This is a genomic window from Polaribacter sp. MED152 (assembly GCF_000152945.2).
Taxonomy (GTDB): domain Bacteria; phylum Bacteroidota; class Bacteroidia; order Flavobacteriales; family Flavobacteriaceae; genus Polaribacter.
On sequence record NC_020830.1, the window covers coordinates 1,289,602 to 1,307,500 of the forward strand.

A 17,899-nucleotide genomic window follows, 5' to 3' on the forward strand; every position below is an offset into this window, starting at 1 on the left:
ATAGTTCACAAAAATCTAAATTTAAAGCTTTTCTCCACCTAAATTTCGACAAATAAACGATATCTATTGTTCATTGTAAAAAAACAACTGATAACCAATTGTAGGCTAAAGATATAAAATTAGGTTTATTTAGTTAACGAAAACTTGTAAATAATTGTACCTGCTTGAGTTGCAGGTGCATTTTTATCTACATTCCATGTGGTTTGTAATGCTGCTTCTTTTGCAGGCTTTAAAAGACAAGGATTTGTATTCGTAGAGCCCTTAAACCCAGGTGTAGCCTTAATCACTTTTCCGTTTCTATCTACTATAATTTCCACAACTACAATACCTTCTTCTTGACATTCAGGTTGTTTTTTAGGTTTTTTCAAGGCCGTTCTTCCTGCTAAATTGTAATTGCCTCCTGAACCTGCATTGGTATTTCCATAATAGTTTTTTGAATTTTTATCGCCATTCTTTGTGCCTTTCACACCATCTTTAGTATCATCTCCTTCACCTTTTTGCTGGCCATCTGAGGTAGCACCATTCAACAAACTATTTAATGCATCTGTAGTTTCTTTTGATGGTTTAGGTTTGGGTTTTGGTATAACTTTCTCTTTCTTTTCAATTTTCTCTACAGGCTCTTTTATTACTTCTTTTGTTTTTTCTACAACAGGTATATCTTTAGCAGTATCGTCTGTAATAATATCTTCTTTGACAATTTCCTCAGGAGTTTCCTTTACCTCTTCAACAACCTCTTCTTTTTCAACTGCTTTAGGTGTTGGCTCTTTTTTAGTTTCTTGATCTGGCTCTCCTTTACCAACTTCAGCATCTCCAAAATTAATGGCTAAACCATATTCTTCTGGAGGATCTAAATACGTCATTCCGTAATTAAAAATTGCAAAAACAAATAACACCAATAGTATTGATGTGATGATTGCAGATTTTCGTTTATGATTGGTATTTAATATTTGCATTATTTGTTACATATAGATTCTTACTTTCTCAGAAATGAGCATAAAACGATGATAAGCTAAACTAAATTCAGCTTGACCTAAAGATCACTTTCCTTTTACAGCTAGAATCATTTTTAATTTATTCTTGTTAGCAATGTCTATCACTTGCATTACATTTTTATAAGGTACATCTTTATCACCCCTAATAACAATGGTTTTCTTTTTATCTGAACCCACACTTTTCAATATTTCATTCTCTAAATTAGCTGATGAAACCTTTGTTTTATCAATATAGAATTGTGAGTTATTGGTAATAGAAACTGCTACTGACTTACTATTCTCTGTTTTACCACCTGCTTTTGGCAATAATACATCAATGGCACTAACAGTGACTAAAGTTGATGTTAACATAAAAAATATCAACAGCAGAAAAACAATATCTGTCATTGATGACATATTGAATGATGGGTCTACTTTATTTCTTCCTCTTAAATTCATACAAAGTTCATCTTAAACAGGTTCATTTAAAAGATCTAGAAACTCAACAGATTTCGCTTCCATTTGATACACCACTTTATTGGTTCTAACTACTAAATGATTATATGTTATGTATGCAATAATACCTACAATTAAACCAGCAACTGTAGTAGTCATTGCTGTGTATAAACCATCAGACAACATTTTTATATCTATTTGTCCACCTGCATTTGCAATTTCATGAATGGCTACAATCATACCAATTACAGTACCTAGAAAACCAATCATTGGTGCTGCACCAGCAACTGTTGCCAAGACTGAAACATTTTTTTCTAATTCGTAAATTTCTAATTTACCAGTAGTTTCTATGGCTGTATTTATATCCTCTAAGGGTTTACCAATTCTAGAAATTCCTTTTGATATTAATCTTGCTGTTGGTGTATTTTTACTGTTACATAAAGCATTAGCAGATTCTAATTTGCCATTAGAAACGTAATCTTTAATTTGATTCATGAAGTTTTTATCTACTTTAGAAGCTGCTTTTATTGCAAAAATACGTTCAAAATAGATGTACAAAGCCACTGCCAAAAGCACAAATAAAATGGCTATTATAATTTGACCTCCTAAACCACCATCCATAATAAGTTTATAGATAGACAAGGTTTTTTCTTCTGAAACTGAATCTTCTATTATTGCTGCATTCTCTTGAAAAAATGATATCATTCTTCTTAAATTTTAATTCTATATTACTAACGACTATCCTATTGTAAAATTGTTTCAAAAAGGGTTTACAAATTAAAAACACAAAAAAAATGCCATTCTGAAATTCAAAATGACATTTTTATATACTTATCTGTTGTTTATACAAACATTCTTAAAATAATAAAAGATACAGAACCTACTAGAAAGCCTACTAAAGCTAACCAAGATATTTTCTTTAAGTACCAAAAGAAATCAATCTTTTCCATACCCATTGCAACTACACCTGCTGCAGAACCAATAATTAACATACTACCTCCTGTACCTGCAGAAAATGCAATAAAATGCCATAAAGGATTATCTAAAGGTTCTGAAAACATACCTAAACTTGCTGCTACTAGAGGTACATTATCAATCACTGCAGAACCAACACCTAATAAAATTACTACTAAATCTGATACTTGAGTACCTTCTAATTCTGTACCCATTAAAGGTACACTAGTTTTTAAACTATCTGCAAAATTGAATAGAATTCCTAACGATTCTAAAGCTGCAACTGCCATTAAAATACCTAAGAAAAATAAAATACTTGGCATTTCTATTTTAGATAATGACGAATGTACAGGACTATGTGCTGCATGCTCATCATGCTCATCTGCTTGCTCACCTTCTACACTAGATAATGAGAATTTTCTTCTACTGTATATTTCTGCACAAGTAGCAACAATACCTAAAGACAACATCATACCTACATAAGGTGGTAAGTGAGTAACTGTTTTAAATACAGGTACAAAAACGATTGCTCCTAACCCAATTAGTAACATACGTCCACTATACTTACTTTTTGGTTTATCAACCTCATTAGGATCAAAATCGATATCACCCTTAAATGCTGGTAACATTGATGCAATAAAAGAAGGCACTACCATACATAATAATGATGGTAAGAAAAGGTAAATAAATAACATTCCTGTACTTACTTTATCGCCAATCCAAAGCATGGTTGTGGTTACATCTCCAATAGGAGAAAAAGCCCCACCTGCATTGGCTGCAATAATAATTAAACCTGCAAACCAAATTCTGTCTTCTCTTGTTTTTACAATTTTCTGTAAAATTGAAATTAATACAATTGTTGCTGTAAGGTTATCTATAATTGCTGATAAGATAAAAGCTAACACAGAAAACATCCACAATAACTTCTTTTTACTCTTAAAGTTTACATAGTTTTTAATGGTAGAAAATCCATCAAAATAATCAATAATCTCTACAATAGTCATTGCACCTAAAAGGAAAACTAAAATCTCTGCAGTTTTACCTAAATGATGTAATAAGGTTTCTTCTACCAAATGCATTTTATCATCATGCACTAAAGAGGCAAAATTATCTACCAAAGCATGATTGCTTGAGTCAAACCAATTAGAGAAACTATCTACCCCAAGTGCAACAATTGCCCAACAAACAGCCATCATTACTAAGGCTGGTATAAGTTTATCTAACTTAATGTTATGCTCTAATGTAATGGCTAAGTAACCTAATACAAATACTATTATAATTATTGATTCCATATATTTATTTAATTTATATCAATTGTTCTAGCGCAATTTCAAACGCTGTTTCACTAATTTTTGTTTTATAAGGGCTTTTTTCAAATGTTTTTTCTAAAGCTCTTTTAATGGTTTCTGAAGTATCATTAAAAATAGCTTCGTCTGTCATTTCTACTCTTCTTTCCATAAAATAGGCAAACACTCTAGCCATTCCACAATTACTAATAAAATCTGGAATTAAACTTACTTGTTTGTCTGTATTCTCCATGATTGAACCAAAGAAAATTTCTTTATCTGCAAATGGTACATTAGCACCACAAGAAACTACCTCTAAACCTGTTTCAATCATTTGGTTGATTTGCTCTTGCTTGATTAATCTTGAGGCTGCACATGGTGCAAAGATTTCACAAGGTAAGCTCCAAATTTTTTCGTTAATTTCATGAAATGGAATCATGTTATCTGCCACAAGTGTGTTACCATCTTTGTTTAGGAAATAGTTTTTAATTTCTTCAAAAGAAAAACCATCTTCATTGATTACTCCTCCATCTCTATCTATAATTCCAACAACCTTGGCACCCATTTCAGCCAAATAATAAGCTGCTGCAGAACCAACATTCCCAAAACCTTGTACTACTGCTCTTTTGCCTTTTACAGAACCACCATAAATATCATAGTAATGACGTACAGCTTCTGCGACACCAAAACCAGTAATCATATCTGCAACTGTGTACTTTTTGCTAATGTCTGGTGATAAACTTTCGCTTTCAATCACCTTAATAACACCTAATCTTAACTGACCAATTCTATTAATTTTATCTGCTTCTGTAGGTTTAAAATGGCCATTAAAAACGCCTTCCTGAGGATGCCAAACTCCACTTTCTTCAGTAATAGGTATTACTTCATGAATTTCATCTACATTTAAATCTCCTCCTGTACCATAATAACTTTTTAACAAAGGAGCTACAGCTTTATACCAGCGTTCTAAAACACCTTTTTTTCTAATATCTAAAGGATCGAAATTAATACCAGATTTAGCACCACCAATTGCAGGACCAGAAACTGTGAATTTAACTTCCATGGTTTTTGCCAAAGATAGTACCTCATTCATATCTAAACCTTTACGCATTCTTGTACCTCCACCAGCTGCACCTCCTCTAAGTGAGTTTATTACTGTCCAACCTTCTGCTTCAGTTTCAGAATCTTTCCAATTAAAGATAATTTCTGGTTCTTTATTCTCGTATTTTTTTAATAATTCTTTCATGTTTAATTTGTTATGATTTATATCAACTTCTGTGTTTTTCTATGCAATTTTTAACGAAATAAAAGTGGCTTAGCGAAGTTAAAGTTGATTCATATTATAAATTATTTTAAGAATTAATAGTACTTACGATGTCAAAGACAAACTTACTGTAAAAAAAGTAATTCTTAAAATAAATAATATAAAAGAATTGTAAATTTCTATGGTAAAATTACCACTCCAGAAGAATGATTTTTGCTAGCCCCAGTTACTGATTGTAAGCAATTCACTTCATCACTTAATTTTAACAATCCTAGAAAAGAAAACACCAATGCTTCTTTAAAATTAATTAGTTCTTCGCTTACCAAATCTATTTGATTTGAAGCATAAAACTGAATTCTTTGCATCAAATAAGTATTAAAAGCACCTCCACCAGTAACCAAAACTGAGTCGTTATTAAAAATTACTTTGCTTATTTGTATCGCAATATGTTCTACAAAAGTGTTTAGAATAACTGGTACATCTTGTTCCATTTTATCGATTAACGGATATACTTTTTCTTGCACCCATTCCAAACCTAAAGATTTTGGAGGCTGTTTATTATAAAATTCTAAGCCATTTAATTGCTCTAAAAGTTCGTGATTTAATTTCCCACTTGCAGCAATGTTACCTTGATCATCATAAGCCAAGTCCAATTTATTTACATAATGATTCAGAACAATGTTCACTGGGCAAATATCAAAAGCAATTCTTTGTTGATTTTGTTGAAAGGATATGTTCGAAAATCCACCAAGATTCAAACAAAAATCATATTCAGAAAAAAGCAATTCATCTCCAACAGGTACTAAAGGTGCTCCTTGCCCACCCAATTTTACATCTTGGGTTCTAAAATCATAAACAACTTTAGTATTGGTAATTTTAGCAATTTCTTTTCCATCACCTATTTGTAAAGTGATTCCTTTATCTGGTTCATGTAAAATGGTATGTCCATGAGAGGCAATAAAATCTAACTGATCAATTTTATGATTGCTGATGAAGTTTTTTATGGTTTGCCCTAAGAACTTTCCATACATCACATCAAACTGTGTTATTTCCTTTTTAGAATTATGAATTGCATTTTGTAATAGCTGTTTCCATTCTGTAGAATAAGCAATCGTTTCTGCATGTAAAATCTTAAAATTTTGATAATTAGTGGTATCAAATTTTACATACACCAAATCTATACCATCTAAAGAGGTGCCAGACATTACTCCTATTGAAAAAACATCATTATTCATCATATATGTAAAATTAATAAAAGTCTGTTGAAAATATGTTACGAAATCGATATCTTTGCACTCGAAAATTATCAATATAATAAAACAGATATACAAATGGATTTTAGTTTAACAGAAGAACATTTAATGATTCGTGATGCTGCAAGAGATTTTGCACAAACTGAATTGTTACCTGGTGTTATTGAGAGAGATAACAAACAAGAATTTCCACAAGAGCTAGTTCGCAAAATGGGCGATTTAGGTTTTATGGGAATTATGGTTGATCCTAAATATGGAGGAAGTGGAATGGACACTATTTCTTACGTTTTAGTAATGGAGGAATTATCTAAAATTGATGCTTCTGCTTCAGTAATGGTTTCTGTAAACAACTCATTAGTATGTTATGGTTTAGAGGCTTATGGTACAGAAGAACAAAAACAAAAATACTTAACCAAATTAGCTACAGGAGAGCAAATTGGTGCTTTTTGTTTATCTGAGCCAGAAGCAGGTTCAGATGCAACTTCTCAAGCAACTACTGCTATAGATAAAGGCGATCATTATGTAATTAATGGTACTAAAAACTGGATTACAAATGGTGGTAGATCTGACGTATATTTAGTTATTGCACAAACTGATAGAGAAAAAGGACATAGAGGAATTAATGCTTTTATTGTAGAAAGAGGCATGGAAGGTTTTGATATTGGACCTAAAGAAGATAAATTAGGTATTCGTGGTTCAGACACACATACATTACAATTTAATGATGTAAAAGTGCCAAAAGAAAACAGAATTGGCGAAGATGGATTTGGTTTTAAATTCGCAATGAAAACACTTTCTGGTGGTAGAATTGGTATTGCTGCTCAAGCTTTAGGTATTGCTTCTGGTGCTTATGAATTGGCTTTAAAATATTCTAAAGAACGTAAAGCATTTGGTACAGAAATCTGTAACCACCAAGCCATTGCATTTAAATTAGCAGACATGTATACAGAAATAGAAGCTGCAAGAATGTTAGTTATGAAAGCTGCTTGGCAAAAAGATCGTAAAGAAAATTACGACATGGCTTCTGCTATGGCTAAATTATACGCATCTAAAGTAGCTATGGAACAAACTGTAGAAGCTGTTCAAATTCATGGAGGTAATGGTTTCGTAAAAGAATACCATGTAGAACGTTTAATGCGTGATGCAAAAATTACTCAAATTTATGAAGGAACTTCAGAGATTCAGAAAATAGTAATTTCTAGAGGTGTAATAAAAGGTTAATACATTACTTTATATATAATAGAAAATCCATCTTTTAATTAAGATGGATTTTTTTTATGGCACAACCTTTCAGGTCAGGCTTTCTGCACTCGCTTTTTTGTAAAAACAAAAAGAGCTCAAACAAATGCTTCAATCCTTTGTGCAGGCTTGTTTAAAATCTAGAGTTCTAAATCAATAGTATAGAGTTGTAAACCAGAGCCAGGTGCAATAGTTCTTAAAAATTGCCTATCATTATCTTCTTTTAAAGAGTCTTCTATATATTGTAAAGACAAATTTCCTTTTCCTAATTCAAATAATGTTGCCATCATCAAACGTATTTGATATCTTAAAAAACCTTTTCCTCTTACTTTTAGAACGTAGGATTTTTGAGGAAAAAAACTAGCAGTAAGAATGCTATTCTCTATAATTGAACAACTTTCAATAGTTCTTTTAAATTCTGTTTTCGCAGAAGGCTTAGTACAATACTTATGAAAATAGTGTTCACCTTCGAAAAGACTCGCTCCTTTTTTCATCAATTTTATATTCAGTTCACTCTCTTCATTTACTATAAAAGGCGCTGCAAAAGGATGATTTACAGCTCCAAATGAGAAGTAATAATGGTATTCTTTAATTTTTGGAGCATTAATAATATTAAACTTTGTGGCAACTTCTGAAACAGTATACGCTTTAAAATCTGCTGGGAGATTGGAGTTTAACTCGTTCAGAAATACATCTTGTTGTAAAACTTCATTGGTAAACAACTGAAATAAATACCTATTAGCAGATACTTTTGCATCTGTTCTTCCTGCCCCAATTGTTTTGTAATCAACATCTTTTAACACAAAAGAGAGACTTTTATCTACAATATCATGTAAAGTTTTAGCATTTGTCTGCTTTTGCCAACCAGAAAACCTAAAACCGAGAAATCCTAAAGAAATTAAGTAACTTTTTGAATATTTCATAGGTGCTAAAATACAATAATTACATTTTTTTTTACAAAAAGGGCATTTTTATGAATATCCTAAAATTATACTGCATTTTTTTACGAACCTAATATTTTCTATCCTTCAGATAAGCCAAAATATATTTATCTCAATTTAACCCCCTTTTTTTTGAGGGTACCCTCCTTAAAAACCATGTTTTTGAAATTTACACCCCTTGTTACTTTATTATTAATCAATACATTTACACCGTTCAAATAATAAAAAATCAATAAAAACTAAAAGGACATTATTATGAAAAAAATTATTTTCACTTTATTTTTAGCAAGTAGCTTGTTAGTAAATGCACAAGATGACAAAGGAACTTTTTCTTTAAGTGGTAGCGTAGATGTTTATCATACAAGCAATTTAAAAAGTGGTTCTCCAGGATCTGTTGGAATTCTTTATGGAGGTTCTGCAGTACCTAACGCATTTGGTTTAGGTATGGCCAACACAATATTTGCTTATGAAAAAGGAAAAGCGGGTGTTGTTGCAGATTTAGCTTTTGGTCCAAGAGCAAATGCAGCAAATGCTTACGAAGGAGCAATCAACCAATTGTACGCTTATTATAAGCCATCAGAAAAAATTACTTTAACATTAGGTCAGTTCAATACTTGGTATGGTTATGAAGTAATTTCTCCTGCAGGAAACTTCAACTACTCTGTTTCTTACTTATTTAATGCTGGTCCTTTCTCTCATACAGGATTTAAATTAGATTATGCAGCTTCAGAAGATTTATCTTTCATGTTTGCTTTAACTAATCCTCATGGTTTAACTTCTGGTGCAAACCCAAGTAACGATTACCAATTAGGTTTTCAAACAGGTTACAAAGGTCAGTACTTTAACTTAGCTTATGGTTCAGATGGTTTCGGTTTTACAGATGTATTATATTTAGATTATACAGGTGGTTTCGATTTATCTGATTCTTTCTTCTTAGGAATCAACGCTGCTTACGCAAATTCAAGCGATGCTGATGCTGGTTACCAAGGTGTAGCTTTATACTTACAAAATACATTCTCTGATTCTTTTTCTTTAGGATTTAGACCAGAATTTTTCAAAACTACTTCAGGAGCAGGAGATGCTAATGTATCTGCTTTTACTTTAAGTGGTAACATTGCTTTAACAAGCGCTTTAACTATTATTCCAGAATTAAGATATGATTCTTCAGATGATTTAATCATTCCTGGATTTCCAACTGAAACTAGTATGACAGGTGCAACTTTGGCTGCTGTTTACTCTTTCTAACACAATTACAACTATTAAAATTAACTAAATTATAAATTATGAGTTTATTACTAACATTATTCCAAGACACTTCTGAAGCTGCTGCAGTTTTAGAACAAGTAAATGGAGATATGGGAATGCTATGGATGCTTATTGCTGGTATCTTAGTTTTCTTAATGCAGGCTGGTTTTACATTAGTAGAATCTGGTATGACAAGAGCAAAAAATGCAGTTAACATAGCAATGAAAAACTTGTTAGACATCTGTGTTGGATCAATAACTTTTTGGTTAGTTGGGTATTCTTTAATGTATGGAGATACTTCCAATGGATGGTTCTTCTGGAGTGGTTTATTCCAAGGTGAAGGAGCAGATCTATTCTTCCAAACAATGTTTGCTGCAACTACAGCTACAATTGTCTCTGGAGCAATAGCAGGTAGAACAAAGTATACAACATATATCATTTTCTCATTAGTAATGACTGCTATCATCTATCCTATTTCAGGTGGTTGGGAATGGAATGGTGGATGGTTAAATGATACAGATGGTTTAATGCCAGCTGAATTTATTGACTTTGCTGGTTCATCAATAGTACACTCTGTAGGTGGTTGGGCTGCTTTAGTAGCTGCATTTATGGTAGGACCAAGAATTGGAAAATTTGTTGACGGTAAAGTATTACCTATACCAGGTCACAATCAAATACTAGCAACTTTAGGGGTTTTTATTCTATGGTTTGGATGGTTTGGTTTTAATGGTGGATCTCAATTAGCTTGGGGTGGTGCTGATGCAACTGGAGCTTCAAATGTAGTTTTAGTAACAAACTTAGCTGCTGCAGCTGGTGGTTTAGGTGCATTAATTACCACTTGGATTTGGTATGGTAAACCTAATTTAGCACAAACGCTAAATGGTGCATTAGCTGGTTTAGTAAGTATAACTGCTGGTTGTGGTAACATGACTGCTGGAGGTGCAGTGCTTGCTGGATTAATTGGAGGTATTATTGTAGTATTCTCTATTGAGTTTATAGAAAAGAAATTAAAAATTGATGACGCAATTGGTGCAGCTTCTGTGCATGGTGTTGCTGGTGCTTGGGGAACTTTAGTAATAGGTCTTTGGGGTGTAGATGGTGATACTGGAATCGGACTTTTCAATGGCGGAGGTGCTGCTCAATTAGGAGCTCAAGCAATTGGAGTTTTAGCTTACGCAGTTTGGGCTGTTGTTCTATCTTTCATAGTTTTGAAAATCTTAAAAGTTACAATGGGATTACGTGTTACTAAAGAAGTAGAAATTGAAGGTTTAGATATTTCTGAACATGGTTCTATTGCTTACCCAGGTAAGAGAGTAAGAGAATTTGACGAAGACAAATAGCAGATAATTTAATTACAGTTTTATATAAAAATCACGCAACTTTCTAAGTTGCGTGATTTTCTACTGTAAAGAATTTTATACTTTTAGAAAAAAGAATAGTAATTAATTATATATAAAATGAAGAAAATTGAAGCAATCATTAGAAAATCAAAATTTAGAAATGTAAAAGAAGCATTACACGAAGTAGGTGTCAATTTTTTCTCTTATTGGGATGTTACTGGTTTAGGTAACGAAAAAGAGGGGCATGTTTACAGAGGTGTAAGTTATAGTACAAGCGATATTCAAAGAAGACATATTGCAATAGTTGTTAATGATGATTTTGAACAAATTACAATTGATACAATTTTAAAATCAGCAGCTACAGGTAAAGTAGGTGATGGTAAAATATTTGTAAGCGATATTAACGAAGCTTATAGAATAAGAACTGGTGAAAAAGGAGGAGAAACATTAAATTAAATAGATTACACAATTAAATTATGGAATTATTAACAATCAACAATGTATGGATGATGATCTGTACAGCCCTAGTATTCTTTATGCACTTAGGTTTTGCATTCTTAGAAATAGGATTAACCAGACAAAAAAACACAATCAACATACTTTTTAAAAATATATTTATCATTACAGTAGGGCTACTACTCTACTGTTTTGTTGGCTTTAACTTAATGTATCCTGGTTTTTCAGAATCATCTTTAGGTATTTTCGGATTCGCAGGTTTTGGTTTAACTTCTCCAGTTACAGATGCTGGAACTTTGGATTTGATGTATAATGAAGGCTATACTTATTGGACAGATTTCCTTTTTCAAGGAATGTTCGCAGCAACTGCAGCAACAATAGTTTCAGGAGCTGTTGCAGAGCGTATGAAAATTTTACCATTTATGATTTTTACATTGTTATATGTAGGTTTAGTTTACCCAATAGCTGGCTCTTGGAAATGGGGTGGAGGATTTTTAGATCAATTAACAACTCCCTTTTATGATTTTGCAGGTTCTACGTTAGTACACTCTGTAGGTGGTTGGGCAGCTTTAGTTGCTGTTTATCTCTTAGGGGCAAGAATTGGCAAATTCAAAAATGGTAAAATCCAAGCTATACCTGGTCATAACATACCTTTAGCAACAGCTGGTGTATTGATTCTTTGGTTAGGATGGTTTGGTTTTAACGGAGGCTCTGTATTATCTGCAGACCCAACCTTAACTTCACTAACCTTAGTTACCACATGTTTGGCAGCAGCAGCTGGTGGTGTTGTAGCTTCAATGGTTTCTACAATACTTTATAAAAATTTAGATTTAACCATGTTTTTAAACGGAATTTTAGGTGGTTTAGTTGGTATTACAGCAGGTGCAGATCAAATGTCTCCTACAGATGCTATTGCTATTGGTGCAATTGCTGGAGTTATCATTGTTTTTGCAGTTAGTTTAGTAGATAAAATAAAGTTAGATGATCCTGTTGGTGCCATTGCTGTTCACTTATTCTGTGGAATTTGGGGAACATTAGCAGTTGGTATTTTTGGTAACCTAGCTAGTATGGATCAGTTTATTAGCCAATTAATTGGTGTAGGTTCTTATGCTGCATTTTGTTTAGTAACATCATTCGTAATTATTTATGTACTTAAAATTACAATGGGCATTAGAGTAAGTGAAGAAGAAGAACTAGAAGGTTTAGATGTTCATGAGCATGGAATGGATGCATATCCAGACTTTAGATTAAACGAACATTAATTGTTTATTGATAAAATACACCTTCAAAACCGATTTTGAAGGTATATTTCTTCTTTTTATGAATATGATAAAATTGATTGGTTCAAATTATGATTATTATATTTTTAATATTGATATTTTATTTTCATCATAAAAATTACATTTAAAATCTCATATCCTTAAATTATATTCAACAAAATACATAGATTTGTAAATATAATTTAATTTGATATGGAGAAACAAGGACTGTATTTACCAGAATTTGAACATGAAAATTGTGGTGCTGGTTTTATATGTAATTTGAATGGTGATAAAACAAATCAAATTATACATGATGCTTTAGAAATTCTAGTAAAACTAGAACATAGAGGTGGTGTTAGTGCAGATGGAAGAACGGGTGATGGTGCTGGTTTACTCATAGATATACCTCATGAATACTTCACTAGAGTTTGCGATTTTTCGCTTCCAAAGCAGAGAGAGTATGCTGTTGGTATGGTGTTTTTGCCTAAAGTTTCTAATCAGTATAATTTCTGTAAAAATGTATTTGAAAAAGAAATTGCAGAACAAGGTTTAACCGTTATTGGTTGGAGAGTTGTTCCTGTAGATTCCTCTCAGTTAGGAGAAATCGCTTTAGCATCAGAACCTAATATTGAGCAATTATTTGTTGCTAAATCAGATGATATTGATGAAGCTACTTTCAAAGCAAAATTATATGCTGCCAGAAAAATTACAGAGCATACCATAAGTAATTCTAAAATTTCTGAAAGTAATTATTTCTACGTTCCAAGTTTATCAATTACCACCATTATCTATAAAGGTATTATTATGCCAGAAGATATTGGTCCATATTATAAAGATCTTCAAGAAATAGATTTGGTAACACGTTTGGCGTTAGTACACCAACGTTTTTCTACGAATACCATGCCAACTTGGGAACTTGCCCAACCTTTTAGACACATGTGTCAAAATGGAGAAATCAATACTTTAAGAGGAAATGTAAGTAGAATGAGAGTAAGAGAAGAAATCATGAAAAGTGATGTCTTTGGTCCTCAAATAGACAAATTATTCCCAATTATTTTACCAGGCAAATCAGATTCTGCATCTATGGATATGGTTGTTGAACTACTAACACATACAGGTAGATCATTGCCAGAAATTATGATGATGATGATTCCTGAAGCTTGGGAAAAACATGCTACAATGTCTCCAGAACGCAAAGCATTTTACGAGTACAATGGCTGTATTATGGAGCCTTGGGATGGCCCTGCTTCTGTACCATTTACAGATGGAGATTATATAGGAGCTTTATTAGACAGAAATGGTTTAAGACCTTCTAGGTACACAGTTACCAAAAGTGGTAAACTTATTATGTCTTCAGAAATTGGTGTCGTAGATATTCATCCTTCAGACGTAAAAGAACATGGACGATTAGAACCAGGAAAAATGTTCTTGGTAGATATGAATGAAGGTAGAATTATTGAAGATAAAGAAATTAAAAGTAAAATTGTTACTGAAAGACCTTATCAAGAATGGTTAGATAAAACTCGTTTACACCTAAAGGATGTTCCATATACTAGTGAAACTTGTCCTATAGAGACTATCGATATCAAAACACGTCAGCGTTTATTTAATTATACATTCGAAGATATTCAAGAGGTAATTACACCAATGGCTCAAGTTGGTAAAGAAGCTTTAGGTTCTATGGGTATAGATACTCCTTTAGCAGTTCTATCAGACAGACCACAATTAATTTCAAATTATTTCAAGCAACTTTTTGCCCAAGTAACGAACCCACCTTTAGATGGTATTAGAGAAAATATTGTAACTGATATTAGCTTAAACTTAGGGAAAGACAGAAATATTTTCAGCATTACTGAAAGACAATGTAGAAAGTTAAGAATTCAGAATCCTGTAATTTCAAATGCTGATTTAGAAAAAATTAGAAGTATAAATATTGAAAGCTTTAAAGCTGAAACTATACAAATTTTATATCCTAAAAGCGAAGGTTTAAACGGACTTGAAAATGCGCTAGAAGACATTGTTATTCAAGTTGAAAAAGCATTAGAAGCTAAGAAAAACATTATTATTCTTTCAGATAGAGGTGTTAATCAAAAATTAGCTCCAATTCCAGCTTTATTAGCATGTTCGTTTGTAAACCATCAATTAAATCGTTTACGCAAACGTTCTTATTTTGATATTATCATTGAATCTGCAGAACCACGTGAACCGCATCATTTTGCAACGTTATTTGGTTATGGTGCAAGTGCCATAAATCCATACATGGTGAATGAAATCATCAGGATGCAAGTAAAAGAAGGTTTCATTACAGATATGGATGAACAAAAGGCTGTAGATAATTTCAATACAGCAATTGGTAAAGGTTTATTAAAAGTGATGAACAAAATCGGAATCTCTACTTTACACTCATATAGGGGTTCTCAAATTTTCGAAATTGTAGGTTTTAACTCTCAATTTGTCGAAAAGTACTTTCCATATACAGCCTCTAGAATTGAAGGAATTGGTTTGTATGAAATAGAAAAAGAGATAGATCAGCGTTACAAACAAGCCTATCCAGATAATCAAATTGATAAAAATTTAGGTTTAAATATTGGTGGTGATTATAGATGGAGAAGAAATGGTGAACGCCACTTATTTAATCCAACTACAGTTTCTAAATTACAGCAAGCAGTTCGTTTAAGCGATCAAAAAAGTTACGATGTTTATGCGAAAGCAATAAATGAACAAGCAGAAAACCTAATGACAATTAGAGGTTTGTTCGAGTTTGATAATCTAGATCCTATTCCTTTAGATGAAGTAGAACCTTGGACAGAAATTGTAAAACGTTTTAAAACTGGAGCAATGTCTTACGGATCTATTTCCAGAGAAGCACATGAAAATTTAGCCATTGCTATGAATAGAATTGGAGGTAAATCTAATTCAGGTGAAGGTGGAGAAGATAGAAAACGTTTTCAAAAGGATAGTAATGGAGATAGTAGAAACTCTGCTATTAAACAAGTTGCTTCTGGTAGATTTGGAGTTACCTCTCACTATCTAACCAATGCAAAAGAAATTCAAATTAAAATGGCTCAAGGAGCCAAACCAGGAGAAGGTGGTCAATTACCAGGTTATAAAGTATTACCATGGATTGCAAATGCGCGAAATTCAACACCTTTTGTAGGTTTAATATCTCCTCCTCCACATCATGATATTTATTCAATTGAAGATTTAGCACAACTAATTTTCGATTTAAAAAATGCCAACAGAGAAGCAAGAATTAACGTGAAGTTAGTATCTGAAGTTGGTGTAGGTACAATTGCAGCAGGTGTTGCAAAAGCAAAAGCCGATGTTGTTTTAATTTCTGGTTATGATGGTGGTACAGGTGCATCACCTTTAACCTCTTTGAAACATGCAGGTCTGCCTTGGGAACTTGGTTTGGCTGAAGCACAGCAAACTCTTGTAATGAATAGTTTACGAAGTAGAATTGTTGTAGAGTGTGATGGTCAATTAAAAACAGGTAGAGATGTTGCTATAGCAGCACTTTTAGGTGCTGAAGAGTTTGGCTTTGCTACAGCTCCATTAGTAGCTTCTGGCTGTATCATGATGCGTAAATGTCACTTAAATACGTGTCCAGTAGGTATTGCTACTCAAGACAAAGAATTAAGAAAAAACTTCAAGGGAACTCCAGAACATGTAATTAACTTCTTCTACTACATAGCAGAAGAGTTAAGAGGCATTATGGCTCAATTAGGTTTCAGAACATTAGCTGAAATGGTTGGTCAAACGCATAAAATAGATGCGAACAAAGCCATCAAACACTACAAAGCCAAAGGTCTAGATTTATCGAGCATTTTACACAGACCTGATTCTTACAGAAAAATGACTGTGAATAACACTGAAAAACAAGACCATAATATAGACGATGTTCTAGACTTCACTATACTAAAAGACTCACATAGAGCAATGTATAGAAAGGAAAAAATGAATCTTAATTATCCAATTAAAAATACAAACAGAACTGTTGGGGCTATAGTAAGTAATGAAATTTCCAAAATTTATGGTCATTTAGGTTTACCTGAAGATACTTTAAATATTAATTTCACAGGATCAGCTGGTCAAAGTTTTGGTGCATTTGGAGCCTATGGTTTAACATTTACATTGGAGGGTAATACCAACGATTATTTGGGTAAAGGTTTATCTGGTGCCAAATTAATTGTTAAAAAACCAGCATCTGCTGATTTTCTAGCAGAGAATAATATCATAGTCGGTAATGTATGTCTTTTTGGAGCTGTTAATGGCCAAGCCTATATAAATGGAATTGCTGGTGAACGATTTGCAGTTCGTAATTCTGGTGCAACAGCAGTTGTAGAAGGTGTTGGTGACCATTGTTGTGAATATATGACAGGTGGTCAAGTTATTGTATTAGGTAAAACAGGAAGAAATTTTGCAGCTGGAATGAGTGGAGGTATTGCATACGTGTACGATCCAGAAGATAATTTTAAAAACGGATTATGTAATACTGAAACCATTGAATTTGAAAATATTTCAGAGGAAAATGCAGCAGAATTAAAATCAAATATCGAAAAACATCTTTTATTTACGAACAGTAAAAAAGCAGAAGAATTACTTTCTGATTGGGATAATAGCTTATCCAATTTTGTGAAAGTAATGCCTACTGAATACAAAAGAGCCTTGGAACGTTTAAAAACAGAAGAACCAATGGTAGAAGAACTAACAATAGCATAATGTCATGGGAAAAGTAACAGGATTTAAAGAATTTGAAAGACAGGATGAGACGTATAAGTCTGTAATGGATCGTGTAAAACATTACAATGAGTTTACGGTTCCTTTATCTGATAAAGAAATTACAAAACAGGGTTCTAGATGTATGGACTGTGGAATACCATTCTGTCATAGTGGATGTCCATTAGGGAATTTAATTCCAGATTTCAACCACATGGTTCATCAAGGAGAATGGAAAAAAGCTTCTTGGATTTTACATTCAACAAATAACTTTCCAGAATTTACAGGAAGATTATGTCCTGCTCCATGTGAACAAGCTTGTGTCCTAGGAATTATTGAAGATCCAGTTTCCATAGAAAATATAGAAAAGAATATCGTCGAACGTGCCTTTAAAGAAGGATGGGTTAAACCTCAAATACCAAAAACTAGAACTGGAAAAACAATTGCTGTTATAGGTTCTGGACCTGCTGGTTTAGCAGCGGCTCAACAATTAAACAGAGCTGGACATATAGT

General features: G+C 32.7%; 14 protein-coding genes (1 of these 14 cut by a window edge). 7 read left to right on the forward strand and 7 right to left on the reverse strand.

All coding sequences use genetic code 11. The annotated features are described in order from the left end of the window. Positions 1 to 125: 125 nt before the first annotated feature. From MED152_RS05725 to MED152_RS05750, 6 genes are all read right to left on the reverse strand, one after another. Complete coding sequence (locus tag MED152_RS05725) at positions 126 to 953, reverse strand: hypothetical protein (RefSeq protein ID WP_015480915.1); 828 nt, start codon at positions 951 to 953, stop codon at positions 126 to 128. A gap of 84 nt (positions 954 to 1,037) precedes the next feature. Then, positions 1,038 to 1,430 carry a biopolymer transporter ExbD gene (locus MED152_RS05730; RefSeq protein ID WP_015480916.1) on the reverse strand — a complete coding sequence of 131 codons (393 nt, stop codon included), beginning with the start codon at positions 1,428 to 1,430 and terminating at the stop codon, positions 1,038 to 1,040. Positions 1,431 to 1,442: 12 nt separating this feature from the next. Next, positions 1,443 to 2,132: a MotA/TolQ/ExbB proton channel family protein gene (locus MED152_RS05735; RefSeq protein ID WP_015480917.1), complete on the reverse strand. Its 690-nt coding sequence runs from the start codon at positions 2,130 to 2,132 to the stop codon at positions 1,443 to 1,445. Positions 2,133 to 2,269: 137 nt separating this feature from the next. Further along, positions 2,270 to 3,673, reverse strand: a complete 1,404-nt coding sequence (gene nhaD / locus MED152_RS05740) for a sodium:proton antiporter NhaD (protein WP_015480918.1) — start codon at positions 3,671 to 3,673, stop codon at positions 2,270 to 2,272. Positions 3,674 to 3,686: 13 nt separating this feature from the next. Then, entirely contained in the window at positions 3,687 to 4,913 is a 1,227-nt protein-coding gene (locus MED152_RS05745; RefSeq protein WP_015480919.1) for a Glu/Leu/Phe/Val dehydrogenase dimerization domain-containing protein, read from the reverse strand. Positions 4,914 to 5,110: 197 nt separating this feature from the next. Then, positions 5,111 to 6,169: an anhydro-N-acetylmuramic acid kinase gene (locus MED152_RS05750; protein WP_015480920.1), complete on the reverse strand. Its 1,059-nt coding sequence runs from the start codon at positions 6,167 to 6,169 to the stop codon at positions 5,111 to 5,113. Between the two features lie 93 nt (positions 6,170 to 6,262). On the opposite strand from MED152_RS05750, the gene MED152_RS05755 reads away from it, so the two are divergent. Further along, positions 6,263 to 7,405, forward strand: coding sequence for an acyl-CoA dehydrogenase (locus MED152_RS05755; protein WP_041383410.1), 1,143 nt, complete (start codon positions 6,263 to 6,265; stop codon positions 7,403 to 7,405). Between the two features lie 158 nt (positions 7,406 to 7,563). Here the strand turns inward: MED152_RS05755 and MED152_RS05760 are convergent, their stop codons facing one another. After that, entirely contained in the window at positions 7,564 to 8,346 is a 783-nt protein-coding gene (locus tag MED152_RS05760) for a tRNA pseudouridine synthase A (RefSeq protein ID WP_015480922.1), read from the reverse strand. Positions 8,347 to 8,619: 273 nt separating this feature from the next. Here MED152_RS05760 and MED152_RS05765 point away from each other — a divergent pair, with 273 nt between their 5' ends. The 6 genes from MED152_RS05765 to MED152_RS05790 all read left to right on the forward strand — a co-directional run. Continuing rightward, a complete protein-coding gene (locus tag MED152_RS05765; RefSeq protein ID WP_015480923.1) occupies positions 8,620 to 9,609 on the forward strand; it encodes an outer membrane beta-barrel protein in 990 nt (329 codons plus the stop codon). A gap of 38 nt (positions 9,610 to 9,647) precedes the next feature. Further along, positions 9,648 to 10,949: an ammonium transporter gene (locus tag MED152_RS05770; protein WP_015480924.1), complete on the forward strand. Its 1,302-nt coding sequence runs from the start codon at positions 9,648 to 9,650 to the stop codon at positions 10,947 to 10,949. 117 nt (positions 10,950 to 11,066) lie between these two features. Further along, positions 11,067 to 11,405 carry a P-II family nitrogen regulator gene (locus MED152_RS05775; protein ID WP_015480925.1) on the forward strand — a complete coding sequence of 113 codons (339 nt, stop codon included), beginning with the start codon at positions 11,067 to 11,069 and terminating at the stop codon, positions 11,403 to 11,405. Positions 11,406 to 11,425: 20 nt separating this feature from the next. Further along, the gene (locus MED152_RS05780; protein ID WP_015480926.1) at positions 11,426 to 12,667 is read left to right on the forward strand and encodes an ammonium transporter; all 1,242 of its coding nucleotides are present in this window, start codon (positions 11,426 to 11,428) and stop codon (positions 12,665 to 12,667) included. A gap of 210 nt (positions 12,668 to 12,877) precedes the next feature. Beyond that, the gene (gene gltB / locus MED152_RS05785) at positions 12,878 to 17,389 is read left to right on the forward strand and encodes a glutamate synthase large subunit (protein WP_015480927.1); all 4,512 of its coding nucleotides are present in this window, start codon (positions 12,878 to 12,880) and stop codon (positions 17,387 to 17,389) included. 4 nt (positions 17,390 to 17,393) lie between these two features. After that, positions 17,394 to 17,899 carry the 5' portion of a glutamate synthase subunit beta gene (locus tag MED152_RS05790; protein ID WP_015480928.1) on the forward strand. 958 nt of this gene lie beyond the right edge of the window, so 506 of the gene's 1,464 nt are visible here — the first part of the coding sequence; it begins with the start codon at positions 17,394 to 17,396; its stop codon lies off the right edge, out of view.